The organism is Aequorivita vitellina (assembly GCF_022008365.1).
Taxonomy (GTDB): domain Bacteria; phylum Bacteroidota; class Bacteroidia; order Flavobacteriales; family Flavobacteriaceae; genus Aequorivita; species Aequorivita vitellina.
Genome location: NZ_JAIRBA010000029.1, coordinates 1 through 25,871, shown reverse-complemented (window position 1 = coordinate 25,871; position 25,871 = coordinate 1). Strand labels below are relative to the sequence as shown.

General features: G+C 37.5%; 23 protein-coding genes. 12 read left to right on the top strand and 11 right to left on the bottom strand.

Annotation, left to right across the window (positions count from 1 at the left end; all coding sequences use genetic code 11):
* Window positions 1–108 precede the first annotated feature (108 nt).
* From mfd to K8089_RS13100, 4 genes are all read left to right on the top strand, one after another.
* Window positions 109–3,495, top strand: coding sequence for a transcription-repair coupling factor (gene mfd, locus K8089_RS13115; protein ID WP_237603750.1), 3,387 nt, complete (start codon window positions 109–111; stop codon window positions 3,493–3,495).
* A gap of 29 nt (window positions 3,496–3,524) precedes the next feature.
* Window positions 3,525–3,767, top strand: coding sequence for a hypothetical protein (locus tag K8089_RS13110; RefSeq protein WP_237603749.1), 243 nt, complete (start codon window positions 3,525–3,527; stop codon window positions 3,765–3,767).
* A complete protein-coding gene (locus tag K8089_RS13105) occupies window positions 3,760–4,065 on the top strand; it encodes a type II toxin-antitoxin system RelE/ParE family toxin (protein ID WP_237603748.1) in 306 nt (101 codons plus the stop codon). Before K8089_RS13110 ends, K8089_RS13105 begins: the two co-directional genes overlap by 8 nt.
* Before the next feature lie 111 nt (window positions 4,066–4,176).
* A complete protein-coding gene (locus K8089_RS13100; RefSeq protein ID WP_237603747.1) occupies window positions 4,177–4,989 on the top strand; it encodes a helix-turn-helix domain-containing protein in 813 nt (270 codons plus the stop codon).
* Window positions 4,990–5,073: 84 nt separating this feature from the next.
* On the opposite strand, the gene K8089_RS13095 is transcribed toward K8089_RS13100, so the two are convergent.
* Together K8089_RS13095 and K8089_RS13090 are read right to left on the bottom strand one after the other, a co-directional pair.
* Entirely contained in the window at window positions 5,074–5,436 is a 363-nt protein-coding gene (locus K8089_RS13095; RefSeq protein ID WP_237603746.1) for a YraN family protein, read from the bottom strand.
* Window positions 5,437–5,464: 28 nt separating this feature from the next.
* On the bottom strand, window positions 5,465–6,361 hold the full coding sequence (locus tag K8089_RS13090; RefSeq protein WP_237603745.1) for a S66 peptidase family protein: 897 nt from the start codon (window positions 6,359–6,361) through the stop codon (window positions 5,465–5,467).
* Window positions 6,362–6,423: 62 nt separating this feature from the next.
* On the opposite strand from K8089_RS13090, the gene metG reads away from it, so the two are divergent.
* The 3 genes from metG (at window position 6,424) to K8089_RS13075 (ending at window position 11,808) form a co-directional block, all read left to right on the top strand.
* The gene (gene metG / locus K8089_RS13085) at window positions 6,424–8,520 is read left to right on the top strand and encodes a methionine--tRNA ligase (protein WP_237603744.1); all 2,097 of its coding nucleotides are present in this window, start codon (window positions 6,424–6,426) and stop codon (window positions 8,518–8,520) included.
* A gap of 173 nt (window positions 8,521–8,693) precedes the next feature.
* Window positions 8,694–9,146: an IS200/IS605 family transposase gene (gene tnpA / locus K8089_RS13080; protein WP_237603743.1), complete on the top strand. Its 453-nt coding sequence runs from the start codon at window positions 8,694–8,696 to the stop codon at window positions 9,144–9,146.
* A 520-nt stretch (window positions 9,147–9,666) separates the two neighbouring features.
* A complete protein-coding gene (locus K8089_RS13075) occupies window positions 9,667–11,808 on the top strand; it encodes a Tex family protein (protein WP_237603742.1) in 2,142 nt (713 codons plus the stop codon).
* A 1-nt stretch (window position 11,809) separates the two neighbouring features.
* On the opposite strand, the gene K8089_RS13070 is transcribed toward K8089_RS13075, so the two are convergent.
* Entirely contained in the window at window positions 11,810–12,478 is a 669-nt protein-coding gene (locus K8089_RS13070) for a C40 family peptidase (RefSeq protein ID WP_237603741.1), read from the bottom strand.
* A 256-nt stretch (window positions 12,479–12,734) separates the two neighbouring features.
* Here K8089_RS13070 and K8089_RS13065 point away from each other — a divergent pair, with 256 nt between their 5' ends.
* A complete protein-coding gene (locus K8089_RS13065; protein ID WP_237603740.1) occupies window positions 12,735–13,637 on the top strand; it encodes a DMT family transporter in 903 nt (300 codons plus the stop codon).
* On the opposite strand, the gene K8089_RS13060 is transcribed toward K8089_RS13065, so the two are convergent.
* Both K8089_RS13060 and K8089_RS13055 read right to left on the bottom strand, forming a co-directional pair.
* On the bottom strand, window positions 13,634–13,864 hold the full coding sequence (locus K8089_RS13060) for a ferredoxin (protein WP_237603739.1): 231 nt from the start codon (window positions 13,862–13,864) through the stop codon (window positions 13,634–13,636). The two genes, K8089_RS13065 and K8089_RS13060, sit on opposite strands and share 4 nt — an antisense overlap.
* Window positions 13,865–15,106: a peptidase U32 family protein gene (locus K8089_RS13055; protein WP_237603738.1), complete on the bottom strand. Its 1,242-nt coding sequence runs from the start codon at window positions 15,104–15,106 to the stop codon at window positions 13,865–13,867. It abuts the gene before it with no gap.
* A 108-nt stretch (window positions 15,107–15,214) separates the two neighbouring features.
* On the opposite strand from K8089_RS13055, the gene K8089_RS13050 reads away from it, so the two are divergent.
* Complete coding sequence (locus K8089_RS13050) at window positions 15,215–16,117, top strand: histone deacetylase family protein (RefSeq protein WP_237603737.1); 903 nt, start codon at window positions 15,215–15,217, stop codon at window positions 16,115–16,117.
* 20 nt (window positions 16,118–16,137) lie between these two features.
* Here the strand turns inward: K8089_RS13050 and recQ are convergent, their stop codons facing one another.
* The 4 genes from recQ to K8089_RS13030 form a co-directional block, all read right to left on the bottom strand.
* Window positions 16,138–18,216 carry a DNA helicase RecQ gene (recQ, locus tag K8089_RS13045; RefSeq protein WP_237603736.1) on the bottom strand — a complete coding sequence of 693 codons (2,079 nt, stop codon included), beginning with the start codon at window positions 18,214–18,216 and terminating at the stop codon, window positions 16,138–16,140.
* 77 nt (window positions 18,217–18,293) lie between these two features.
* Window positions 18,294–18,632: a single-stranded DNA-binding protein gene (locus tag K8089_RS13040; protein WP_237603735.1), complete on the bottom strand. Its 339-nt coding sequence runs from the start codon at window positions 18,630–18,632 to the stop codon at window positions 18,294–18,296.
* A gap of 267 nt (window positions 18,633–18,899) precedes the next feature.
* Window positions 18,900–19,724, bottom strand: a complete 825-nt coding sequence (locus tag K8089_RS13035) for a ferritin-like domain-containing protein (RefSeq protein ID WP_237603734.1) — start codon at window positions 19,722–19,724, stop codon at window positions 18,900–18,902.
* Between the two features lie 30 nt (window positions 19,725–19,754).
* On the bottom strand, window positions 19,755–20,516 hold the full coding sequence (locus K8089_RS13030) for a ferritin-like domain-containing protein (RefSeq protein WP_237603733.1): 762 nt from the start codon (window positions 20,514–20,516) through the stop codon (window positions 19,755–19,757).
* Between the two features lie 196 nt (window positions 20,517–20,712).
* Between K8089_RS13030 and K8089_RS13025 the strand changes: the two genes are divergently transcribed.
* On the top strand, window positions 20,713–21,294 hold the full coding sequence (locus tag K8089_RS13025) for a TMEM175 family protein (protein ID WP_237603732.1): 582 nt from the start codon (window positions 20,713–20,715) through the stop codon (window positions 21,292–21,294).
* On the opposite strand, the gene K8089_RS13020 is transcribed toward K8089_RS13025, so the two are convergent.
* Window positions 21,295–21,756, bottom strand: coding sequence for a CBS domain-containing protein (locus K8089_RS13020; protein ID WP_237603731.1), 462 nt, complete (start codon window positions 21,754–21,756; stop codon window positions 21,295–21,297).
* A 173-nt stretch (window positions 21,757–21,929) separates the two neighbouring features.
* Between K8089_RS13020 and K8089_RS13015 the strand changes: the two genes are divergently transcribed.
* Window positions 21,930–24,290, top strand: a complete 2,361-nt coding sequence (locus tag K8089_RS13015; protein ID WP_237603730.1) for a M28 family peptidase — start codon at window positions 21,930–21,932, stop codon at window positions 24,288–24,290.
* Window positions 24,283–25,089 (top strand): NAD(P)H-binding protein, encoded by an 807-nt coding sequence (locus K8089_RS13010; RefSeq protein WP_237603729.1) that lies wholly within the window; start codon window positions 24,283–24,285, stop codon window positions 25,087–25,089. The genes K8089_RS13015 and K8089_RS13010 overlap by 8 nt, the downstream gene beginning before the upstream one ends.
* Window positions 25,090–25,137: 48 nt before the next feature.
* Here K8089_RS13010 and K8089_RS13005 read toward each other — a convergent pair.
* Window positions 25,138–25,871 (bottom strand): T9SS type A sorting domain-containing protein (locus K8089_RS13005; protein ID WP_237603728.1); only part of this gene is annotated, 734 nt, incomplete at its 5' end.

The window sequence follows — 25,871 nt, the reverse complement described above, 5'->3', positions numbered from 1 at the left end:
AAATTACAGATTCAACTGAGAGCTGTGTGTTAGCAAAATGATAAAGTTGCTATTAAAAACCTAACAGATCTTTGAGACCTGTTAGGTTTGGATTAAATTTGCAGCTCAATGCATAAAAAAATTGTTACTTCATTTTATTCACGGTCTTCGCAAACACGAAAACTGGGGGAAACTATTGCCATTTCGGCTCCGCTCAATGACCAAAAAAGTTCGGTGGCTGAGCGGAGTAGAAGCCGCGATATTACGGTTTCAGGCCTTGTAGGCTCAGCGCTTTCAATGGTTTTGGCGCAAACTTTTCGGAATACTGAAGTTCCTTTTCTACTAATTTTAAACGATAAAGAGGAAGCAGCCTACCATTTAAACGATTTAGAAAATCTGTTGGGAGATAAAAATGTGCTTTTTTATCCCGGAAGCTATCGCCGCCCATACCAAATAGAGGAGACCGATAATGCCAACGTTTTGTTGCGAAGCGAGGTTTTAAACCGAATAAATTCGCGCAAAAAACCGGCATTTATCATTACCTATCCCGAAGCACTTTTTGAAAAAGTGGTTACGCGAAAAGAATTGGAGCGAAATACTTTAAAAATTGCCGTTAATGACCAATTGTCAATAGATTTTGTAAACGAGCTTTTGTTTGAGTTCCGTTTTAAAAGAACCGATTTTGTAACCGAACCCGGCGAGTTTTCTGTCCGTGGTGGAATCTTGGATGTGTTCAGTTTCAGTAACGATGAACCGTACCGAATAGAATTTTTTGGTGACGATGTAGATAGCATTCGCACCTTCGATGTGGAAACACAGCTTTCTTTGGAACAAGTAAAAAAGGTTTCAATCATTCCGAATGTTGAGAATAAAAGAATAGATGAAAATCGCGAAAGTTTTTTAAAATACATTGCCTCTAAAACAGTGGTTTTTTTAAAAAATGAAGAACTTTTTAGTAGTGCAATTGACAATTTATTTAAAAAAGCTACCGAAGCCTATAACGCTATAGATTCTGAAATAAAACGCGCAGAGCCTTCGGAATTATTCGCAACTTCAGATTTGTTGAAGTTGCAATTGGAAGGTTTTAAAACAATTAGAATTGGGAATAGTTCTATTTCAAATCCTAATACAATTTCGTTTTCAACAAAGCCACAACCGTCTTTCAATAAGCAATTTAATTTGCTAATTGAAAATTTAAATGACAATACTGAAAAGGGAATAAAAAATTATATTTTTTGTAGTAGCGAACAGCAAGCAAAACGCTTTCAAGATATTTTTGAAGATGCCCAACAAAATGTTGAGCAATTTGAAACCATTGTTTTTCCACTGTACCAAGGATTTATTGATACCGATTTAAAGATAGCGTGTTACACCGACCATCAAATTTTTGAGCGTTATCACAGATTTCAGCTTAAAAATGGTTACGCCAAAAAGCAGGCAATTACTTTAAAGGAAATTACCAATCTTGAGGTGGGCGATTATATAACGCACATTGACCACGGGATTGGAAAATTTGGCGGTTTGCAGAAAATTGAAGTTGAAGGAAAGATGCAGGAAGCCATCAAACTTTTTTATGGCGACCGCGATATTTTGTATCTCAGTATTCACAGTCTTCACAAGATTTCAAAATTCAACGGTAAAGATGGAAAGGAGCCCAAAATCTACAAATTGGGCAGCGATGCGTGGAAAAAGTTAAAGCAAAAAACAAAAACGCGTGTAAAGGAAATTGCCTTCAATTTAATTGAACTTTATGCGAAACGTCGCACATTAAAAGGCTTTGCGTTTGATCCCGACAGTTATTTGCAAGCCGAATTGGAGTCATCTTTTATTTACGAAGACACGCCAGACCAAAGCTCTGCGACCGAAGACGTAAAAAAGGACATGGAAAACGAGCGCCCAATGGACCGTTTGGTTTGTGGCGACGTAGGTTTCGGAAAAACGGAAGTCGCAATTCGCGCAGCTTTTAAAGCGGTTGATAATGATAAACAAGTAGCGGTTTTGGTGCCAACAACTATTTTGGCATTTCAGCATTTTAAAACTTTTTCTGAACGACTTTCTGAAATGCCCGTTAAAGTGGATTATCTAAATCGTTTTAGAACGGCAAAAGAGCGTAGAACGGTTTTGGAGGAATTGAAAAATGGCAAACTCGATATTGTTATTGGCACACACCAATTGGTTAATAAAGCAGTGGAATTTAAGGATTTGGGACTTCTAATTATTGACGAAGAGCAAAAGTTTGGCGTAGCAGTAAAAGATAAATTGAAAACCATAAAAGAAAATGTAGATACGCTTACGTTAACGGCGACGCCCATTCCGCGTACGTTGCAGTTCAGTTTGATGGCTGCGCGCGACCTTTCGGTAATTACTACACCGCCGCCAAACCGCTATCCTGTGGAAACGCACGTTATTCGTTTTGGGGAAGAAAGTATTCGCGATGCGGTGCGTTATGAAATTTCACGCGGGGGTCAGGTTTTCTTTGTTCACAATAGAATTGAAAATATTAAAGAAGTCGCAGGATTGATTCAGCGATTAGTGCCAGATGCCAAAATTGGTATTGGGCACGGGCAAATGGACGGTAAAAAACTAGAAGATTTGATGCTTCGGTTTATGAATAATGAATTTGATGTTTTGGTTTCCACAACAATCATTGAAAGCGGATTGGACGTTCCAAATGCGAACACCATTTTCATCAACAATGCTAATAATTTCGGCCTTTCAGACCTTCATCAAATGCGGGGTCGCGTTGGGCGAAGCAATAAAAAAGCATTCTGTTATTTTATCACTCCAGAATATTCTGCGATGACAGACGAAGCGCGAAAGCGAATAACGGCTTTGGAACAATTTTCAGAATTGGGAAGCGGAATCAACATTGCGATGAAAGATTTGGAAATTCGTGGCGCAGGCGATTTGTTGGGTGGCGAACAAAGCGGATTTATCAACGAAATTGGTTTTGAAACCTATCAAAAAATTCTATCTGAAGCAATTGAAGAGTTAAAAGATAAGGAATTTAAGAATCTATACGAAGAAACGGAAGGGCCGAAGAAAAGTTTCGTAAAAGAAATGACAATCGATACCGATTTTGAATTGCTGTTTCCAGACGATTACGTCAATAATATTACAGAAAGATTAAATCTTTACACAAAACTGAACGAGCTTAAAAACGAAGCCGAACTTCAGAAATTTGAAAAAGAATTGCTGGATCGTTTTGGAGAATTACCCAAACCAGCCGACGATTTATTAAACAGCGTTCGCATAAAATGGCTTGCGATTTCTATGGGCTTGGAACGCCTAATAATGAAACAGAAAAAAATGGTTGGTTATTTTGTAGCGGACCAACAAAGTGCTTTTTATCAAAGTCCAACTTTCACAAAAGTGCTGCAATACGTGCAAAGCCATCCACAAAAAGTAACGATGAAAGAAAAACAAACCCGCAACGGCTTGCGGTTATTGTTAACTTTTGAAGGAATTTCTTCGGTAGATAAAGCGCTTCGGGCTTTGGAGCCGTTTTCGGAATAAAGTAGCATTTCATTTTGTATATTTGATTTATGGCGACAACACAAAATCTTTCTATTGAACAACTTGCCGAAGCTTTTCAAGAATTGAGTATTTCTGAAAGAGCGAAACTTGCTGCGCTTTTGCCAGAAGATTGGTTTGAAAATAGAAGTGAATTATCTGAAATTCAAAAACAAGCTTTGGATTTTGCTTCAGAAAAAGAAAATCAAGGCAGAGAAGTATTTCATACTTGGGATGAGGTTGAAAATTATGTGAAGCATCGACCCAATGAGTAACTATCAAATTTTGATAGAAGAAGATGCCAAATTCGACATTGCCGAAGGATACGATTGGTATTCAAAAATATCAATTAAAATATCTGAATCGTTACTTTTTGAAATAAAGAAAATAATGGATTATTTATCGCGAAATACTTTTCTTTTCCAATTGGTTTATAAATATTTTCGTCAAGTTCCTATTAAAAAATTTCCTTTCGTTATTCTGTATAAAGTTGATCCGGATAATGTAAAAAAATTGCGGGTTTTTCCAACAAATATGAATCCTGAAAGTAAATTTACTATTGTTCGAAAGTAAACCAATTCCTTTAAAATCAACGAATGTCGGGTAAATGTCGGGTTTAATTCACTTGAAAATATTGCACTATCTTTACTAGCACCGTACTATTGCTTCATAAAATTTTAAATAATGAAACAACCCGAACTTGGTCGAAAAATTTTGGAACTCCGAAAGCAAAAAGGTTTTACGCAGGAAGAACTTGTGAAGCAGTGCAACATTAATGTGCGAACCATTCAGCGAATTGAAGCTGGCGAAGTTACCCCGCGAAGTTTTACCTTGAAAACTATTTTAAATGCGCTGGGTGAAGATTTGGAAAATCTGCAAGAATCCGAGGCTTCTCTTTTTGAAAAATTCAATTTAAAAGATGCAGCGTTTTCAGCGTTTTATATAAGACTTGCGTGGATTTGCGGGATCATTTATTTTCTTTCCGGCTTTGTTGAATTTGCCGTTGACTATGCCAGATTTCAGGAAGGTGAATTGATTATTTCCAAAGGCGCATATATAAGTTTGAAATTTATTGTGATGCTGGTGTTTATTTATTTTTTATGGGGATTTGTTTTGAGCGGAAGAATCTTCAATAATTATTTATTGAAAATAGGCGGTTTCTTTTTGATTGGCACAACCATTTTGTTTTACGGTTACGATATGGTTTCGCTATATTTTGAGTTGTTTAATATAGAATACGTAATTGTTACACAATCTATTTTCTGTGGCATTGGCAGTGTTATTTTTGGCTTGGCATTGATGCGATTGAAAGAACCTTTCGGGAAAATTCCGGAAATTGCCGGGGGCTTTGAAGTAGTAAGTGGAATATTGTTTACGCTTGTCTTTATGGCGTGGTTGGGACTTGCATTTCTAATCCCGGCTATGATTTTACAAATTATTTTGCTCTATAAAATTGAAGAATTTTTGAAGGATGAAAGCACACGAGAAATAGATTGATGAAGTGGAACAAATACGATTCTGGTAAGTTTCTATAAATACCTACAAGGTTTTGAAAACCTGTTAGGTCTATATGGAATTGGTTTAAAAGTGATAAAAAGCATTTTCAAAATGTTCTAATCGTTCTTGTTTTTTATTTTTCAGAATGGCAATTATATCAAAACGAACTTCAACATCAAGTTGGTTTGAAACAATATATTCGTTTGCTGCTTTTACCAAAAGTTTAATTTTTGCAGGCGTTACAAAACTCTGCGGATCGCCAAAAAAATCGCTGTTTCTTGTTTTTACTTCTACAATTACCACAGTACTTTCTTCTTTTTGGGCAATGATATCAATTTCAGCTTTGTCAAAATAAAAATTGCGACGTAAAATTTTATAACCGTTTCGAAGTAAATATTGAGCGGCTAATTCTTCTCCTAATTTTCCTAATTCGTTGTGACTGGCCATATCATTTCCCGAAATTGCGAGGATTTTTTTAATTAAAACTTAAAGTTACTTGAGAATTCTGAATTTCTAAAGTTACTTTCCTTCCCATAATTAAAGCTCGATTATCATTAATATGTCCGGCGGGAAAGTTATAAATTACTGGGTAATCATAGTCTTTTACAGTGTCAAAAATTATTTCTTCCGCAGTTTTTCCGAAGGGAATGGCATTGTCATTCATATCGGTCATTCCGCCAACAATAAGTGCTTTTAAATTTTTTAGTATTCCACTTCGCTTTAAATTCATCATCATTCTATCTATGTGATACAAGTATTCATCCAAATCTTCAATAAAAAGAATTTTTCCATCCGTTTCAATAGCCGAAGGACTTCCTAAAAGAGAATATAAAACCGACAAATTTCCTCCAATTAATTCTCCAGAAAAACTACTATTTTCAACAGGTGATGTAGGTTTAAACTGAATGTTATAACTTTCAGCAAATAGCACTTTTTTAATGGATTGGGCCGCTTCTTTTGATTTCGATTCAATTCCTAAAAAAATTTGAGCGTGTAAGGTTTCAACCCCTAAATTGTTAATGTGCGCGTGTAAAACCGTCATGTCGCTATACCCAATAATCCATTTTGGATTATTTTTAAATTCTGAAAAATCAATTTTATCAATTATTCTAACGGTACCGTAACCGCCACGGGCACACCAAATAGCTTTAATTTTTGGATTGTCCAACATAGCTTGGAAATCTTCGGCTCGTAAATTGTCGCTGCCAGCAAATTGGTGATTTTCGGCGTCAATGGTTTTTCCCAATTCTGCAGTTAAGCCCCAATTTTCCAGAAATTTTATTGCTGGTTGCAACGCGTCTTTGGTAACTTTTCGTGCGGTTGAAACAATACCAATTGTATCACCTTTTTTTAAGGTTATAGGTGTTATCATGATGCTATTTAAACCCACAAATTACTACATTTATATGTACTTTTGTACTTTCAAAAAAAAATATGGAGCAGAACCCAAATAGGTATACAATTACCGCAGCATTACCATACACCAACGGCCCAGTGCATATAGGGCATTTAGCCGGTGTTTACGTACCCGCCGATATTTACGCACGTTACCAAAGACTTCAAAATAAAGACGTAGCCTTTATTTGTGGTAGCGATGAACACGGGGTGCCAATTACTATAAAAGCGAAGAAAGAAGGAATTACGCCACAACAGGTGGTGGATAAATACCACGGAATAATTAAAAAAAGTTTTGAAGAATTCGGGATTTCTTTTGATAATTACTCTCGTACTTCTGCCGAAATTCACCATAAAACCGCTTCCGAATTTTTTAAGAAATTATACGAAGACGGTAAATTTACCGAAGAGGTTACCGAACAACTGTACGATGAAGAAGCCAATCAGTTTTTAGCAGATAGGTATATTACAGGTACCTGCCCAAAATGTGGCAATGAGGAAGCTTACGGCGACCAATGTGAAAAATGTGGTTCGAGTTTAAACGCTACCGATTTAATTAATCCGAAAAGTGCAATCTCTGGAAATGTGCCTGTTTTAAAAGAAACCAAGCATTGGTTTTTACCTTTAAATGAATACGAAGATTTCTTAAAACAATGGATTTTAGTCGACCATAAAAAAGATTGGAAGACCAATGTTTACGGGCAGTGCAAAAGTTGGATAGACGATGGTTTGCGTCCGCGTGCTGTAACGCGCGACTTGGACTGGGGAATACCCGTTCCTGTTGAAGGTGCCGAAGGAAAAGTGCTTTACGTTTGGTTTGATGCGCCTATTGGATATATCTCTTCAACCAAAGAGTGGGCCGCCCGAGAAGGTAAAAATTGGGAAGATTATTGGAAAAACGAGAATACCAAAATGCTTCATTTTATCGGGAAAGACAATATTGTATTTCACTGTATCATTTTTCCGTCGATGTTAAAAGCTGAGGGTAGTTATATTTTACCAGAAAATGTGCCTGCAAACGAATTTTTAAATCTTGAAGGCAATAAAATTTCAACCAGTAAAAACTGGGCAGTTTGGTTACACGAGTATTTGGAAGATTTTCCAAATCAGCAGGATGTGTTGCGCTACACTTTAACTGCAAACGCCCCCGAAACAAAGGATAACGATTTTACGTGGGCCGATTTTCAAACTCGAAATAATAGTGAGTTAGTAGCTATCTTCGGAAATTTTATAAACCGTGTAGTAGTTTTAACACATAAATATTGCGAAGGCGTTGTGCCACAACCCGCCTCATTTTCTGAAATAGACAAACAAACTTTAAACGAATTAACTGCTTATCCCTCTGTAATTGCTAGTTCACTGGAGCGTTATCGCTTCCGCGAAGCGCAAGCAGAAATGATGAATTTAGCTCGACTCGGGAATAAATACTTAGCCGATGAAGAGCCTTGGAAAACCATTAAAACCGATGAAGAGCGTACCAAAACGGTTATGTATGTTGCGTTGCAAATTGCTTCGGCATTGGCAGTTTTAAGCGAACCGTTTTTGCCGTTTACTTCAGAGAAATTAAAACTAATGTTGAATGTCAAGTCGAGCGCAGTCGAGACTTCACTTCGTTGGAATGATATTTCAAAAAATACAGAGCTTTTAAAAACAGGTCATAAAATAAACAAAGCCGAATTGCTTTTCAGCAAAATAGAAGACGAACAAATTCAAGCCCAATTAGATAAATTACAAGCTAGTAAAAAGATGAATGCTTCGACAAGCTCAGCACAGGCTGCTGCCAATAAAAAAGTAGAGCCACAAAAAGAAACAATACAATTTGATGATTTTATGAAACTCGATATGCGAGTGGGAACAATCATTGAAGCCGAAAAAATGCCGAAAGCCGATAAACTTCTTGTGCTAAAAGTTGATACCGGAATCGACGTGCGTACTATTGTTTCTGGCATTGCACAAAGTTTTACAGCTGAAGAAGTTATTGGTAAAAAAGTTACCGTTTTAGTAAATCTAGCACCAAGAAAACTTCGCGGCGTAGAAAGTCAAGGAATGATTCTAATGACAGAAGACGCAGAAGGGAAACTAGTATTTATGAATCCCGATACTGATGGGGTTGAGAATGGGGCGACTATAAACTAAGCCCAACCTGTTTTAGTAAAACGTCATTGCCCTTTTCAAGTCTAGGAATAATTAGGTTTTTTTCGAAATCACAATGTTGGTTTTAAAAAATCCTTTTTTCCAACATGCAAATTGGTTGATTATATAATTGGCATGCTAAAAATAAGACTTCTGAAAAGTAAATATATATTATTATGGGGCAATCACTAGTAAAAAATTACATTCATATTGTTTTTAGCACGAAGCATCGACAACCTTTAATATTTCCGCCAGTCGAGGAAGAACTACATAGCTATCTCGGTGGTATTTGCAACAAATTTGACTCTCAAGTAATCAAAGTAGGTGGTTACACAGACCATGTACATATTCTTTGTAGGCTCTCTAAAAAAATACCGCTTATGAAGTTAGTTGAAAAAGTAAAATCACATTCCTCTAAATGGATTAAAACTAAGGGGCCGGAATATAAAAATTTCTACTGGCAGGATGGGTATGGTGCTTTTTCGGTAAACCCATCTCAAGTTGATATCGTAATAAGATATATTGCCAATCAGCATCAACATCATAAAAAGAAAACATTTCAGAATGAATTTCGAACATTTTTGAAAAAGTATAAGGTGAATTATGATGAACGGTATGTGTGGGAATAGGTTGACACCGGATGCTTGTATTGCGCCCTTTCAGGGCTTTGGGGGCTGAGCCCTTAGTCGATGGGCTTTGCCGCATCGATGGGGCACTACGTCCCTTTAGGGCTTATGCAGCGTAGAGCATATTACCAGAGATGCGGTGGGATTTATACACTTCGGAAAGTGCTAATGTCCTAACAAGACATATGCAAGTCCAGTCCCAAAGAGCGCGTAATATCGCAAATGGGCATCGTCTCTTAGACTTCGACATCGATGAGGTATTCACTCTTTTAAGGTCTATGCAACGTAAGACGTATTGTCAGAGATACGGCGGGATTATTACACCTAAGAAAGTTGTAATGTTCTAACAAGACACATTCAAGTCTAGCCCCAAAGGGGCGTAATATCCCAACAAGGGGCACCGCCCCTTGATGTTAGTCACAGAATGAAAAAGCCCTGAAAGGGCGATATATTACAATGAGTGAACGTAGTCCTTCGTTGGTCATGGAGTGTAGAATAACTACTTTTGCGGAAAACCCAAACAATGCACGTGGCCCTACTTAACTTTATAACCTCCCAAACTCAACTCCCAAAAAAAAGTGTTGAAGATACCGTCAAACTTTTAAACGAAGACTGTACTATTCCTTTCATTTCTCGCTACCGAAAAGAGTTGACAGGAAATCTCGATGAGGTGCAAATTGGCGAAATTGTAGAATTTAAGGAACAATTTGAAGCACTTGAAAAACGAAAAGCTGCTATCCTAAAAACTTTGGAAGAACAAGAGAATTTGACGCCCGAACTTCAAAAGAAAATTGAAGCAGCAACAGACTTAATTACTTTGGAAGATTTGTACCTGCCCTTTAAAAAGAAGCGAAAAACCAAAGCAGATACGGCACGCGAAAACGGTTTGGAGCCATTGGCAAAAATAATAATGGCGCAGACCCGTAGTATTTCAAATTCTGAAATTTCTTCGCTCGCTTCAAGATATGTAAAAGGCGAAATAAAGTCTGAAGAAGATGCACTGGAAGGGGCACGCCACATAATTGCTGAATGGGTTAACGAACGAACCGATATTCGCAATATGCTTCGGAAGCAGCTGGAACGTTTTGCGGCGATTTCAACAAAGGTTGCAAAGAAAATGGCCCACGATGAAAAAGCACAAAAATTTCGTGATTATTTTGATTGGAATGAGCCTTTAAATCGAATTCCTTCGCATAGGCTGCTTGCCATTTTACGTGCTGTTTCCGAAGGATTTATTCGTTTAAAAATAGAACTTGACAATGAAAAAGCACTTTCTAAAATTGAAGACCGCGTTGTAAAGTCTAACGATGCCGCTTCAAAACAAATAAAACTTGCGATTGAAGATAGTTACAAACGATTGTTATTTCCAGCACTTTCAAACGAAGCCCTTTCTGCCGCTAAAGAAAAGGCCGATGAAACGGCGATTAATGTTTTTACCAAAAATTTAAAACAATTATTACTCGGTTCTCCGTTGGGGGAAAAGCGCGTTTTGGCGATTGATCCAGGTTTTAGAAGTGGTTGTAAAGTTGTCTGTCTCGATGCGCAGGGTGGTTTAGAATACAACGAAACCATCTTTCTCCACGCTCCGAAAAATGATGTAAAGGGCGCGATGAAAAAAATAAGCTCGCTAGCCGATGCCCATAAAATTGAAGCAATTGCGATAGGAAACGGAACAGCTTCACGGGAAACGGAACAATTTATTAAGCGAATTCACTTTAAAAATCCAATGCAGGTTTTTGTGGTGAGCGAAGCAGGAGCTTCTATTTATTCAGCTTCTAAAATTGCTCGGGATGAATTTCCGAATTTCGATGTTACCGTTCGGGGTGCTGTATCCATCGGTCGCCGTTTGCAAGATCCACTTGCTGAACTTGTAAAAATTGATGCCAAATCCATTGGCGTAGGGCAGTATCAACACGATGTGGACCAATCAAAACTTAAAAGTTCGTTGGATTCAACGGTTGCTTTATGTGTAAATGCGGTGGGTGTAAATATTAATACTGCCAGTGTTCCCTTGTTGAGTTATGTATCTGGAATTGGCTCCAAATTGGCGGAAAATGTAGTTAAATATCGCGATGAAAACGGCGCATTTTCTACAAGGGAAGAAATTAAAAAAGTTCCTCGTTTGGGCGGAAAAGCGTTTGAACAAGCAGCAGGATTTCTTCGGATAAAAAATGGTGAAAACCCGTTGGATGATTCTTCAGTGCATCCTGAAAGTTATTCGGTAGTTTCAAAGATGGCGAAGGATGAAGGTGTAAAAGTTTCAGAATTGATTGGCAATAAAGCATTACTTCAAAAAATTAATCTCGAAAAATATACTTCAGAAAAAACAGGGCTTCCCACTTTAAAAGATATCATAAAAGAACTCGAAAAGCTGGGGCTAGACATTCGCGAGGAAGCAAAGGTGTTTACTTTCAACCAAAATATTAAAACAATAACCGATTTGCAGGAAGGTCAACTGCTGCCCGGAATTGTAAATAACATCACCAATTTTGGTTGTTTTGTAGATATTGGGATTAAAGAAAGCGGTTTAATTCACGTTTCCAACCTCGCCGACGCCTATGTTTCTGATGTAAGTGAACACGTGCACTTACACCAGCAAATAATTGTAAAAGTGTTGGATGTTGATGTTGACAGAAAACGTATTCAATTAAAGTTGCATAAATAGTTTAAAGATTTAGTGCGTCTTTGAATGCATTTCTAGATTGACTGCCGTAAATTCCATCTACGGTAATATTTCTACTTTGCTGAAAGGCTATTAAGGCAGCTTCCGTTTTTGGCCCGAAAACACCATCTGCACTGCCGTTTAAGAACTCTAATTTTATAAGAATTTTCTGTAAAAGCTTTACATTCTCACTACTATCACCTTTTCGTAAATAACCCGAAGGAATATTTAAACTTTTTTCAAAACTATCTTTGAGACTTCTAAACTCAACGACTTTTGTTATTGGAAAGGTTTGAATATTTACTTCATCATCTTGATTACCTCCTATGCAATAGATAGATTTTCCGCTTTTGGTGTATCCTAAAAAGAATCCTACATGGCCAAATGCGCTACTTCTACTTATTCGCCAAAAAACTACAATATCACCCGGTTGCGGCCAGTCGGTTTTTTCACCAACGTTTAACCAACTTCTAGCCATAGCACTATTAGATCTGGGTAAATTAGCTTGTAGCGCCACCCAATTAGCGAAAATACTGCACCAAGCAACTTCATCATTTCCAAAGTCTAACCCCGTCATTTCTTGATATTCTAAAATACGTTCGTTGTGATCGGCGCCTTTAATTTCTTTTTGACCCAATTCACCCAATGCAATTTTGATAGTTTCTCCTAACATAATAATTTCATTTAAATAATTTGTTTGATTATCAATTTATTGGGGAGGATTATAAATATAATGAAAAATTTTAAAGCTGAAAATCAGCTTGTTATAATTTAATTGTGAATATTTAAATTTCTTCACTTTTATAAATTTCTTCGTTAAAATTAATTTTAAGTTAAAAGTGCTATTCTTCACTTTATAAACTGACTTTTATCGATTTATAAAGATTAATTTTGCCGACTTTATTATTAATCTCTTCAATTTTATTTTTATGACAAAGCCTAGAGTTGCCCTTGTCATTGGAATTATTTGTATTTCTATTTTTCCAATTTTGGTGAAACTTAAGTTGTCGCCAGCCATCGTTTCCGCTTTTTATAGAATGGCAATTGCCGCAGCGGCTTTGGTACCTTTCGCTCTGTTATCGGGAAAATTTAAAATTCCTTCGTTAAAATTGCTTTTACTCACCATGTTATGTGGCGCTATATTCGCCTTAGACGTGGCAGTCTGGAACATCGCCATTCAAGAATCTACAGCTACACAAGCCACACTTCTCACAAATCTCTCTCCCGTTTGGGTAGGAATTGGCGCGTTTTTCTTTTTAAAAAATAAACCAACACGCAACTTTTGGATTGGAACGGTCATCGCAATTCTTGGGATGATAACCTTAGTTGGATTTCACTTTTTTGTGAATTTAGATTTCAATTTGGCTTTTGTATTTGCAATTCTTTCGGGTGTGTTTTATGCCGTTTATATGTTGGTGAGTAAATTTGTGCTTTACGATGTTGAGGTGTTTCCGTTTATAACTTTAAGTACTTTAACTTCTGCGGTTTTCTTGGGAATATTGAGCTTTTTTATGAATGAACCATTTACAGGTTTTGGCGAAATGGGTTGGATTTCGTTAATAATTCAAGGATTGGTTTGCCAATTGGCAGCGTGGCTACTTTTAGGCTATGCTACAAAACACATGCGTGCAACCCGTGTTTCGGTAAGTTTACTGGGACAAGCAGTTTTAACGACAATTTTTGCTTGGATGTTTATAAATGAAGAAGTAACGCTACAAATGATTATTGGCGGTATTATTCTTTTATTTGGAATTCGGGTGACTTTCTACACAAAGAAAATTCCTGTTATAGGAAGAGATGTTAAAACCACCGAAGTTGTTTCAAAGAGTTAAATTAATTTAGTTGAAATAATTTTCACTGGGCAGGCATTTGCGGCAAGTTCACAGGTTTCAAATTCGGTATTATCTGTAATTTTCAATGTATAAAATCCTCTTTTTTCTTCGGAATGAATTAGTACTGTTTTGCCATCTTTTTTAGACATTCTGAAATAGGCTGGAGCCAGCTCCACGCAGTAATTGCAGCCAATACATTTGTTCCGTTGAAGCGTTATCACAACCATTTATGAAGCAACTATTTTATACAATTTGTCTGATGGACGCACTCTAAAAGGAGTAGGAATAGTACAGGAATCACCTTTTCTTGCAGTGGTAAGTGGCTCATCGTTCACCAACATTTCGGAAAGTTCAAATTCCTTGGCGCCGGTAGTTGGACCAGTAACCAAAATTTTATCGCCCAAGTTTAAATCGTAGGCGTCAATCTTAAATTCGGCAATTTTCGATTTTGGAAAATAATGCACTCCTTTGCCAATATACACTTTTTTCTGCGTAGCTTGAGACCCTTCGGTATTGCTCCACTCGCCCAGTTTTTGACCCAAATAATAGCCGCCCCAAAAACCACGGTTATACACTTTTGCAAGATGGGTCATCCATTGCGCAACTTTTTCTTCGGAATAAGTGCCGTCGTAAAATGCATCAATCGCTTCACGATATGTTTTTATAACGGTAGCTACATATTCTGGAGCGCGACCGCGGCCTTCTATTTTTAAGACTTTTACACCAGTTTCAATTACCTGATCCAGAAAATCTACTGTACACAGATCTTTTGGAGACATCATATATTCGTTGTCTAATTCAATTTCAAAACCAGTTTCTTGGTCGATAACCGTATATTTTTTTCGGCAATTTTGCTTGCATGCTCCGCGATTGGCTGAAGAATTATGCGAATGAAGACTCAGATAACATTTTCCCGAAACAGCCATACAGAGTGCGCCGTGACCAAAAATTTCAACTTCAACCAAATTTCCCGAAGGCCCTTTAATTTGTTCTTTTTCAATTTCATCGGTTATTTTCTTCACTTGTCGCAGACTCAATTCGCGGCTCATCACCATGGTATCGGCAAACAGTGCGTAAAATTTAACCGTTTCAATATTCGTAATATTTATTTGTGTTGAAATGTGAACCTCCATTTCAATCTGTCTTGCATACGCAATCACGGCTTGATCCATTGCAATAACGGCGGTAATTTCGGCTTTCTTTGCAGCGTTTAAAATAGTTTTTATTACTGAAAGATCGTGATCGTAAATTATTGTATTTAGAGTAATATACGTTCTAACACCCTTCTTTTTACACCTTTTTGCAATTTCAGAAAGATCGTCAATTGTAAAATTTATACTCGCTCGGGCGCGCATATTTAATTGTTCAACGCCAAAATAAACCGAATCTGCGCCATTGTCTAAAGCTGCTTGCAACGATTCAAAATTTCCCGCAGGAGCCATCAATTCTATTTTTCCGGAAATAGTCATTTCACAAAATTTAAAAATCGTTACAAAAGTCGGGCAACTGTTCTTTTTAAAATATGATATTTGTTAGGTTTTAAACTTTTTGGCTAATCGTTTCACTTAAATTTTAGCATGCTCAAAATTGCTTATCATCCCATTTACAAATACCCCTTGCCCAAAGGTCACCGATTCCCTATGGAGAAATATGAGCTATTGCCGCAGCAGTTATTACACGAAGGAACTTGTACATCCGAAAATTTCTTTGCGCCAAAAATGCCTTCTGAAGAAGATATTATTGCGGTTCATACTTCCGAATATTTTGAAAGTTTAATAAATTTAACAATCGATAAAAAAGCTGCGAGAAAAATAGGTTTTCCTTTATCTGAAACACTCGTTGAACGAGAACTCCGCATTGCACAAGGCACGATTGAAGGAAGCGAATATGCGTTGAAACATGGAATTGCAATGAATATTGCCGGCGGCACGCACCATGCGTATGCTAACCACGGCGAAGGATTTTGCATGCTAAACGACCAAGCAATTGCGGCCAGATATCTTCAAAAAAAGGGCTTTGCTAAGAAAATATTAATTGTTGATTTAGACGTGCATCAAGGCAATGGCACGGCTGAAATTTTTGAAAATGATGATTCTATTTTTACTTTTTCAATGCACGGCGCAGGGAATTATCCGTTTAAAAAAGAGAAAAGTGATTTAGACATTGCCGTTCCCGATGGAAGTGGTGATGAAGTTTATCTTCAGAAACTAACCGAAATTTTACCCAAGCTGATAGAAAAACAGCAGCCAGATTTTATCTTTTATTTAAGCGGAGTAGATATTTTAGAAACCGATAAATTAGGCAGATTAAACTGTACTGTGGAAGGCTGCAAAAAACGCGATCGTTTTGTTTTGGGGATTTGCAAAGATTTAAATATTCCCGTTCAAGTAAGTATGGGTGGCGGCTATTCTCCCGAAATAAAAACGATTATTGAGGCGCATGCGAATACTTTTAGGGCGGCGCAGGAAATTTTCTTTTAAAACTACACTTTTTTTAATGCTTATAAATACAAACCCAATTTTATCTTCCAATACGGCATTTCAGCTTCAAAATATTCAAAATAGGGTTTTAATGCATCGGGGTTTGCTAGTGTTTCTTTTGCCTTTTTTATCTTCTGAATTTCTTCCGAAGAAATAAATTGAAACCAATCTATTTCTGTTCCAGCTTTGTGCATTTTTATAAAGTGACTATAAATAGAATCTTCTGAAAGTCCGCGTTTTTGTGAAATTTCGTAAGGTGAAAGATTTTCTTCAATAAACATTTTATAGCTGCGTTCGTGGGTGGGCAAATTACTTTCTAAACTGTCTAAATGCCGATTGATAACCTTTAGGAAATCGTCTGCATATTTTTCAAGTTTCGCCTCCCCAACCCCTGAAATGGCTGCAAATTCTTCGCGAGTTCGCGGTTTTTTGTGCTCCATATCTTCCAAAGCTGCGTCGCTAAACACGATATATGCAGGCATACTAATTTCTTGTGCTAACTTTGAGCGAAGTGTTTTTAGCTTTTCGAAAAGATCGGCGCGTTTTCGTGGAGCTCTTTCAAGTTTCACTTTTTCCACTTCTTTAATGATGTTTGCCAATTGTACTTTTTTGTCTTCAAACAAAACCTTTTTTGCAAGTGGGGTAAGCAACAATCGACCATTTTCGTGAAAATAAATTTGTAAAACCCCCTGATTTAAAAGTTGAATAACATATTGCTGCAAGTCGCGCCAAGCAATATCTTTTGCGGCGCCAAAGGTCTTTATGTTTTGGTAACCTTTATCAAAAACCTGTGCATTTTGTGCGCCGCGGAGCACGTCTAAAACCATTCCCAATGCTTCCTGCTCCTGCAATCTTGCCACAGCGGAGCACACTTTTTGAGCGATGAGCGTGCCATCGAAATATTTGGGTGGGGTTTTGCAGATATCGCAATTGCCGCAATCTTCTGTAATATGTTCTCCAAAATACCCAAGCAAGGCTTTTCTTCTGCAACTCAGCGCTTCGGCAAATTGCTGCATCCTTTCTAGTTTAGCCAATTGATAGGTTTCCGTTTCGGTGCCTTCGGCAAATTTCCGAAGCATAATAACATCGGCAAAACTGTAAAAAAGCAGGGTATGTGCGGTTAAACCGTCTCTTCCGCTACGCCCAATTTCCTGATAATAACCTTCAATATTTTTAGGCATATTGTAATGGATAACCCAGCGTACGTTGCTTTTATCGATGCCCATTCCAAAGGCTATTGTAGCTACAATAATTGGTGTTCGGTCGTTTAAAAAATTATCTTGAATGGTATTTCTTTCTTCAGAAGTAAGTCCGGCGTGGTAAGCTTCGGCTTCGTGGCCTTGAGACTTGAGTGTGGCTGCAAGTTTTTCAGTACTCTTTCGGCTTAAACAGTAAATAATTCCACTTTGTTTACCGCGCTTTGCAATAAAATTTAAAATTTGTTTATTGCGATTTTGACCCGGGCGAACATCTAAATAAAGGTTTGGCCTATCAAAGGAAGCAATAAACTTTTTGGCATTCGGAATAGCAAGTTGGGTTGCAATATCTACTTGTGTGGCACGATCTGCCGTAGCAGTTAAAGCAATGAGAGGAACTTTTGGAAATTGTTCTTTCAAACTTTTAAGCTGCGTATATGCCGGTCGAAAATCGTGGCCCCAACTGGAGATACAGTGTGCTTCATCTACTGCAAAAAGACTTATTTTAATTGAATTAAGAATAAAATTTAACTGCGGAAGACTTTCGGGGGCTACATATAACAACTTTAGATTTCCGTTTTGCAGGTCTTTTAAAACTTGTTGCTGTTCTTCAAAAGGCTGCGAACTATTAAAAAAAGTCGCAGAAATTCCGTTTGCTTTTAACGCATCTACTTGATCTTTCATTAAAGCAATGAGTGGCGAAATTACAATCGCCGTTCCTTCCAAAGCCAAAGCTGGCAGTTGAAAACATAGCGATTTACCGCCGCCTGTGGGCATAACTGCAATGGTGTCTTTTTGGTCTAATACATTATTTATAATTTCTTCCTGATTGGGAAGAAACTTATCGTAGCCGAAATGCGTTTTGAGCAAATCGAGAATATTGTGCTGGGTGGTTGTTTCCATTTTTTGTAAAAATAACGATTCAAACTTTAAGAAAAGAAAGCCCTCACAAAAAGTGAGGGCTTGATTAGCCAGTCAATTTATTTGCCCCCCAGCATGACTAGCTCGTTGCAAAATACTTCAGTAATATAATGCTTGTTGCCTTCTTTATCATCCCACGAACGGTTTGTAAGTTTTCCTTCAATTACTATTTCTTGGCCTTTGGTAATGTATGTTTCAACTACATTTACAAGGCCTTGTCTTTTTACAACCACGTTGTGCCAGTAGGCGCGTTCTACTTTTTTACCATCTTTGTCTTTGTAACTGTCATCCGTGGCCATGGAGAATTTTGCCATTTTGTTGCCATCGGCAAATGTTACAATTTCTGGGTCTTGTCCCAATCTTCCAATCAACTGTACTTTGTTTCTAAGTGCGTTCATAATTTCTAAATTTTAATGTTAAACAATTGATACTATCGAACTTCGTTTTATTCGACAGGACAAACTTACATTGGCTTCCAAATAGTAGTTGGTTGTTACTTATTTACTTTCGTTTATAGTTGTTTGTAAACGTTTAAAAACGACTTTGTTGGTTGCTGCCACTACAATTCAACTATTTCAAACAAAATTTTTATTTGTCATTTATTCGAATAAAAAAATCCCGGGATTTCCGGGATTCATATTTAATGATAAAGTTTTCTGATGTTTTTAAACTATAAAAATACCGCCAATGGTTAGTACTTCATTCATAGTTAATGGTTCGTCAAAAGCTTCTGTTACGGCATCATCTCCACCAGCTGCGCCAAATAAACCACTTAAATCTACGCCGCCTTGGACGGTATTGCTTTCAGGAGTAGCACCTCCATAAATAGCGGCAAAAGGAGCTGGTAAGGTATTTTGCGATTTTGTAATCCAACCTTTTTCACCGCGCATTCTTCGTACTTGTGCGGCGTGTCTTGCTTCTACGGAATGAATCTGTAATGCATAAGTCAATAATGCGCCATCGTTTGCTAAGGCACCCGCTTGTCCTTTGTACGCGCGAACGCCGGTATCTTCAAAACCTTGCGCAAGCGCCATAAAAGTGGGGTAGTCGTTAAACGGGTCTAAGTTTAATCCACCGGGTGCGCCGGTAAAGTCGAAGGTTGGTTTTAAATCACCATCCATTAAACCTAAAGCGGCGAGTAGAAAATCTACGTGTGCATCTTCGTGTTTAGAAATTGTGTTAAATACCGTTTGATCGGCTTCTGGAATAACGCCGCTGTCTAACCCCAATTGATAAAATTCGCGCTCTAAATATTCTAAGGTTAAAGCAAATTTTAACACGTCTTCATTAGACGCCATCATGGCTGCGGAAGGCATTGCGTTGGTTGCTGCTTTTGTTTTTGAACTTGTGGCGGCTAGTGCGAAAGGTATAGATGCCATTGCAACATTTTTACCTACATTTTTAAACTGTTGAAATGAATCCCTTCTCGAGCTTTTTTCATTTAAAAGCTTGTCGTTTGAAAGGATGTCTAAGATTTTTATAAAATTCATAATATTATTTTTTAAGATTGATAGTTAATTTTAGAAGTTCGGTAAATTAAATGCTGTAAAAGCAGTTTTTAAGAAACCAGTGGCTATTATTTCATTTAAAATTGTCTTTGGTGCTGCGGCTTTATCAAAAGCAGGACCTGTTCCGCCCAAACCTATTAAAACATCATCGCCCGCAAAATCCATAGATCCGGGATTTATTAAATCTCTAATTGCAGAGGCGTGTCTGGCTTCTACGGAAACAATTTTCCCGGCTAGCAATAAATATGTTTGTCCGGCAGAATCGGTTGCGTCAATTAACTGTCCGGCGCCATTATAAGCTCTTACACCGGTATCTTCCAAAACTTGTGAAAGTCCAAGAACCGCATCTCTACTACTAAAATCAACTGCGGAGAAATCAAATTCTAATTCAGGTAAAACCTTGCTTTGGTCTACGGCTGCGCTGATAGCGGTTTTAAAGAAATCTCTATGGATTACTTCGTGATTATAAATATCTTTAAATAAGATTTTTTCACTTGCGGGTGCATTACTATAATAACTGCCTTGGATAACCTTAGTATAAAAGGCTGCCTCCAATTGTTCTAACGCATACGCATAATTTAAAATTCCTAGATTTCCGCCTCCTAAATCAAAGGCATCTGGTGGGGTGTTTTCCATTAAAATTTCATCATCATCGCTACACCCGGTCATAAAAAATAGCCCAGTACCAATTACGGCAGCTCCTCCAATTTTTAGAAATCGTCTGCGTCCATTAGGAGCAGGGTTAACATCTCGATTGTTCATTTTGTTTTTCATAACGGTATTAGTTTTATTGTTTATTACTAGATTTACGTAAGCTTACCGTCTACGGTTTTAAAATTGAAGTTAAATATTTACTAATGACGGAACGGAAAGTGTTAAATATTAAAATATTAATAATTAAGACAATCTTATATTATTAATTTTAAAATATTTTGGTGTTATCTTTATGAAAACCATAAAAGTTTAAAAAATGAATAGCAACAGACTCGAAGCCTTTAGCGATGGGGTGCTCGCCATAATTATTACAATTATGGTTTTGGAATTGAAGGTGCCGCACGGAACTGAAATAAGTGATTTGGTACCCCTGTTGCCCGTATTTCTTAGTTATGTTTTAAGCTTTATTTACGTGGGAATTTATTGGAACAACCATCACCATATGATGCATGCCGTACATAAAGTGAACGGTGGAATTCTTTGGGCAAATCTGCATTTGTTGTTTTGGTTATCGTTGATTCCTTTTGTTACGGGATGGATAGGCGAGAATAATTTTGCCGAATTGCCAATGGCACTTTACGGCGGCGTACTTTTAATGGCTGCCATTGCCTATTTTATTTTACAACGAAGTATTTTGGCTGTACAGGGGAAGGATTCAATTTTGAATAAAGCTTTGGGAAAAGATATAAAAGGAAAGGCATCACCAATAATTTACACCGTTGCAATCATTGGATCTTTCTTAAATCCATGGATTGCTGGTGTACTCTATATTTTGGTTGCTTTAATGTGGTTGATTCCAGATAAGCGAATAGAAATTATTTTTAAAGAAGAAGCTTAATTACCACGTCTGACCTTTTAATTTCATTGCGGCGCGCAGTACGTCACTTTGGCTAATTTGCCCAGCGAGTTTTCCGTTCTCCAAAATAGGAAAACGACGGTGTTTTGATTCCAAGAATTTATTAGCTGCATCAAGCACGTTCATTTCGCCATCTATGGTATCTACATTTTTAATCATGTGTTGTTCCACTTTTACATCTTCCATTGGATGGTTGTGATAGCGAGCATCGCTCAATTCTTTTAAACAATCTCCTTCCGAAATAATCCCCACCAGTTCATTTTGATCGTTAACCACTGGGCCGCCAGAAATTCGTTTTTTCAAAAGAACCTCCATTACTTCTAAAATAGATTGTTCGGGCTTAAAGGTAATTAGGTTGCGGGTCATATAATCTGAAACCTTCACCTTTTCCGATGAACCTTTTTTGGGCTTCGCCCTTCTGCCAATAAAACTTTTAATTCCCATAATATCAAATTTTTGCGAACTTCTAATATAATCATTTTTATCAAATTAACTTCTCGGCGCAGAAAATTATTAAATATGAATAATGGAAAGGTATTAAGCAGGGGCATCAATAATCTGTAACATTAAGCTTAACGATATTAAAATTGTACTTTTAACAGCATAAACCTTTAACCATGAAAAAAGTTGGTGCCATCCTTTCGCTTCTGCTTATTATTAGCGTCATATTCTACAGTTTTTATTCATTAACTCCGCACTACGACGAGAGTGAAGAACTATCGGCTACCCAATTCTCCGTTGACAGAGCGCTCATACCTCTTGAAAAAATTGCAGCAGCACCACATTATGTGGGTTCTCAAGCACATGAAGATGTGCGAAAATTTTTAATTGCTGAATTGCAAAAGTTAGGACTCGAACCACATATTCAGGCAGGATACAGCCTTAACCCAGAATCTAAAACACTCGACCAACCTGTAAATATTGTAGCCCGAATTAAAGGTGCCGAAGCTGGTAAGGCGCTTTTATTGCTCTCACATTACGATAGCGCACTTGTACCTTCTTTTGGCGCCAGCGATGCCGGTAGTGGTTTGGTAACAATCTTAGAAAGTGTGCGTGCATATCTGGCTTCGCGTAAGCAACCAAAAAACGATATTATTATTCTTTTTACCGATGCAGAAGAGCTGGGGTTGGACGGTGCTAAACTATTCGTAAACAAACATCCTTGGACAGAAAACGTAGGTTTGGTGCTCAATTTTGAAGCACGTGGCACAAGTGGCCCAAGCAATATGATTTTAGAAACCAACCGTGGAAATTCAAATTTGGTGAAAGAATTTATCGCTGCTAACCCAGATTTTCCTGTAGCTTCTTCGTTAATGTACAGCGTTTACAAAATGCTGCCCAACGATACTGATTCTACTATTTTTAGAGAAGATGGCGACATTGATAGTTTCTTCTTCGCCTTTATTGACAACCATTTTAACTATCACACAGCCAATGATAATATGTATCATTTAGACTGGAATAGTTTAATGCATCAAGGCAGTTATCTGCTGCCGTTAATTCATTATTTTGCCGATGCCGATCTCTCTACTTTAAAGTCTGAAACAGACGATGTTTATGTAAATTTTCCGTTGGTAAAAATGATAAGCTACCCGTTTTCGTGGATTTTACCGATGCTCATTTTGGCAACTTTGTTAGTTATAGCTTTAATTTTTTACGGATTAAAGAAACAAAAGTTAAACGGGAAATCAATCGGTTTGAGCTTTGTTCCATTTTTACTTTCATTGATTGTTTGTGGCATTTTGGGTTATTTTGGGTGGAAATTGATTTTGGCACTTTACCCACAATACACCGAAATACAACAAGGTTTTACCTATAACGGACATTGGTATATTGCGTTTTTCGTGTTTCTTTCGCTGGCTATTACGTTTGCAGTTTATAAAAAATTCACTCAAAAATTTAACGAACCTGCATTTTATGTTGCGCCGCTACTGTTTTGGTTACTTATAAATGTAGTGGTATTTATAATTCTGAAAGGCGCCGCGTACTTCATTATTCCTGTGTTTTTTGGATTGTTGTCGTTTTTTATAATGCTTCGGACGGAGCGCCCCAATCTTTTGGCGATGACGCTTTTGGCAATTCCCGCACTCTTTTTATTTGCGCCGCTCATTCAATTTTTCCCCGTAGGGTTGGGCTTAAAAATGCTGGTTATTAGTTGTGTTTTTACGGTTTTGCTTTTTGCGCTGCTATGGCCAGTTTTCGGGTATTATAATCGCAAAGGGTTGCTTTCAGTGCTGTGTTTGCTGTTTGCTGTACTTTTCTTCGGAATAGCGCATTCAAAAAGTGATTATTCCGAAGAACGAAGAAAGCCAAACAGCCTCGTTTATTACAAAAATGCAGATTTAAACAAAACGTATTGGCTTACTTACGATAGAGAAATTGACGAATGGACGCAGCAATATTTGGGCGAAAATCCCGAAGATGCTTCCAAAGTTGTAAACGAAACAGCGTATAATAAATACGGAGCAAATTTCAGTTATGCGGCTGATGCTCCCGAAAAAAACATTGCAGATTTCGAAATAATTTTGGAAAAAGACACTTTAGTTGAAAACCTTCGGAACATGAAATTTGTAATTGTTCCTAAGCGAAGTGTAAATAAAATAGATTTATATCCTGTGGGCAATACGGTTTTTAAATCTTTGGAATTTAATGGGCAGACGATGCCAATTTCAAAAGTATCTAACGACTATCGCGGCACAGAGAATAATGCGCTTGTTAATTATTACGTTTCAAAAAATGATTCCTTAAAAGTGGATTTTTCAGTTGAAAAAGATGCGGCAGTTTCATTTAAAGTAATGGAGTATTCGTTCGATTTAATGACAAACCCAAAATTTGAAATTGCAGAAAGACCAACTTACACGATGCCGAAGCCTTTTGTAATTACCGATGCAATTATGGTTAAACGAACATTTTCTGTAGATTCGCTTAAACCAAAAGTTTTAGATTCAATCAACTTTATATCCCCACAAAATGAGTAAAACTATCGCAATTACAGGTTTGGGTTGGCTCGGACAACCCTTGGCCTATCGTTTGTCTGCATTAAATTATACTGTTAAAGGTTCGGTTTCAACCATTCAAAAAGCCACAATGCTTCAGCAAAACGGCTTTAATGCTTTTCCGGTTGAAATTTCTGAAAAAGGCATTGAAGGCGAAATACAAGCCTTATTAAACAACACAGACAGTTATATAATTATGATTCCGCCCGGACTTCGGAAAAACACGGGTGCCGACTATGTTTTAAAAATGACGCATTTACTAGAAGCTGTGAAAGCATCTGCAGTTAAAAAAGTTATTTTGGTAAGCAGTACTTCTGTGTACGACGATGCCCAAGGCAAAGTAACCGAAAAAAATGACCCACAACCACAAACAATTGCCGGAAAACAGCTTCGGCAAGTGGAAGAATTATTCCTTAACAGCGATGAAATTAAAACCACTGTGATTCGTTTTGGTGGTTTAATTGGCGGAAGCAGACAACCTGCAAAATACTTGGCGGGCCGTAAAGATTTGGCCAATGGTAATGCGCCGGTAAACCTAATTCATCGCGACGACTGTATTAATATTTTGGTTGAAATTTTAAAGCGAGATGCCTTCGGAAAAGTATTTAATGCTGTATACCCAAACCATCCCACAAAAGCCGATTATTACATTGAAAAAGCAAAAGAACTTGGTTTGGTGCCTCCAGCATTTAAGGAAACAGCTACCAATGAAATTTTTAAGCAGGTTGATTCTGAAAATTTGAAAACGTTTTTAAATTATTCTTTTAAAACGTCTATATAAAAAAGGAGCCTGTTACAGCTCCTTTTAATAATTTAAAGAATCACAACCTTAATGCACCACCAACTTTTTGGTAGCAATACCATTGCCGGCTTTTAGGGTTACAAAATAGACGCCTGCTGCATAGCCCGAAACATCCAATTTTATAAGCGTTGTGTTTTCCAATAGCTCTTTCCTTTCCAAAACCTGCCCTAAGTTGTTGGCCACGGTAACGACCAACCCATCAAACCGGGGATTGGGAAGGTTTAAGATAACCTCGATGGTTGCCGGGTTAGGATACATGGTAAAATCTTGAGGTCTTGCCGCTGCCACGCCCAGCGCATCGCACTCTGCTTGGTTGTTTACAAAGGTTGTCCCCGGGTCTTTTAGCCAATCGTCCAGATAGCTGGCGCTGGCATCGTCCACGAGGATGCATTTTAATTGCCCCATGGTTTCGGTTGCTACAAATATAGCAATATTCTCATTGTTGCCATTACGGGCGTCAAGAGACTCCAAAGGATTGTCGCTTGCTCCAAAGCTTATGAGTTCCACGTTCTGTGAGAGATCCAAAGCAGTAATATTGTTATATGCAATGGTTAAAGATGTGAGTGAAATATTGTTTGAAGTATCAAAAAATCCACTAATGACATTATGGTCAGCCCACAACAAATATAAATCAGGATTTTGGCTAATGTCCAATGATGTCAAAAAGTTCCAATCACAATAAACCTCAATTAAGTTCGGATTTTGAGAGATATCCAACTCTGTCAAGAAATTTTCATCACAATATAAGAATTCCAGATTGG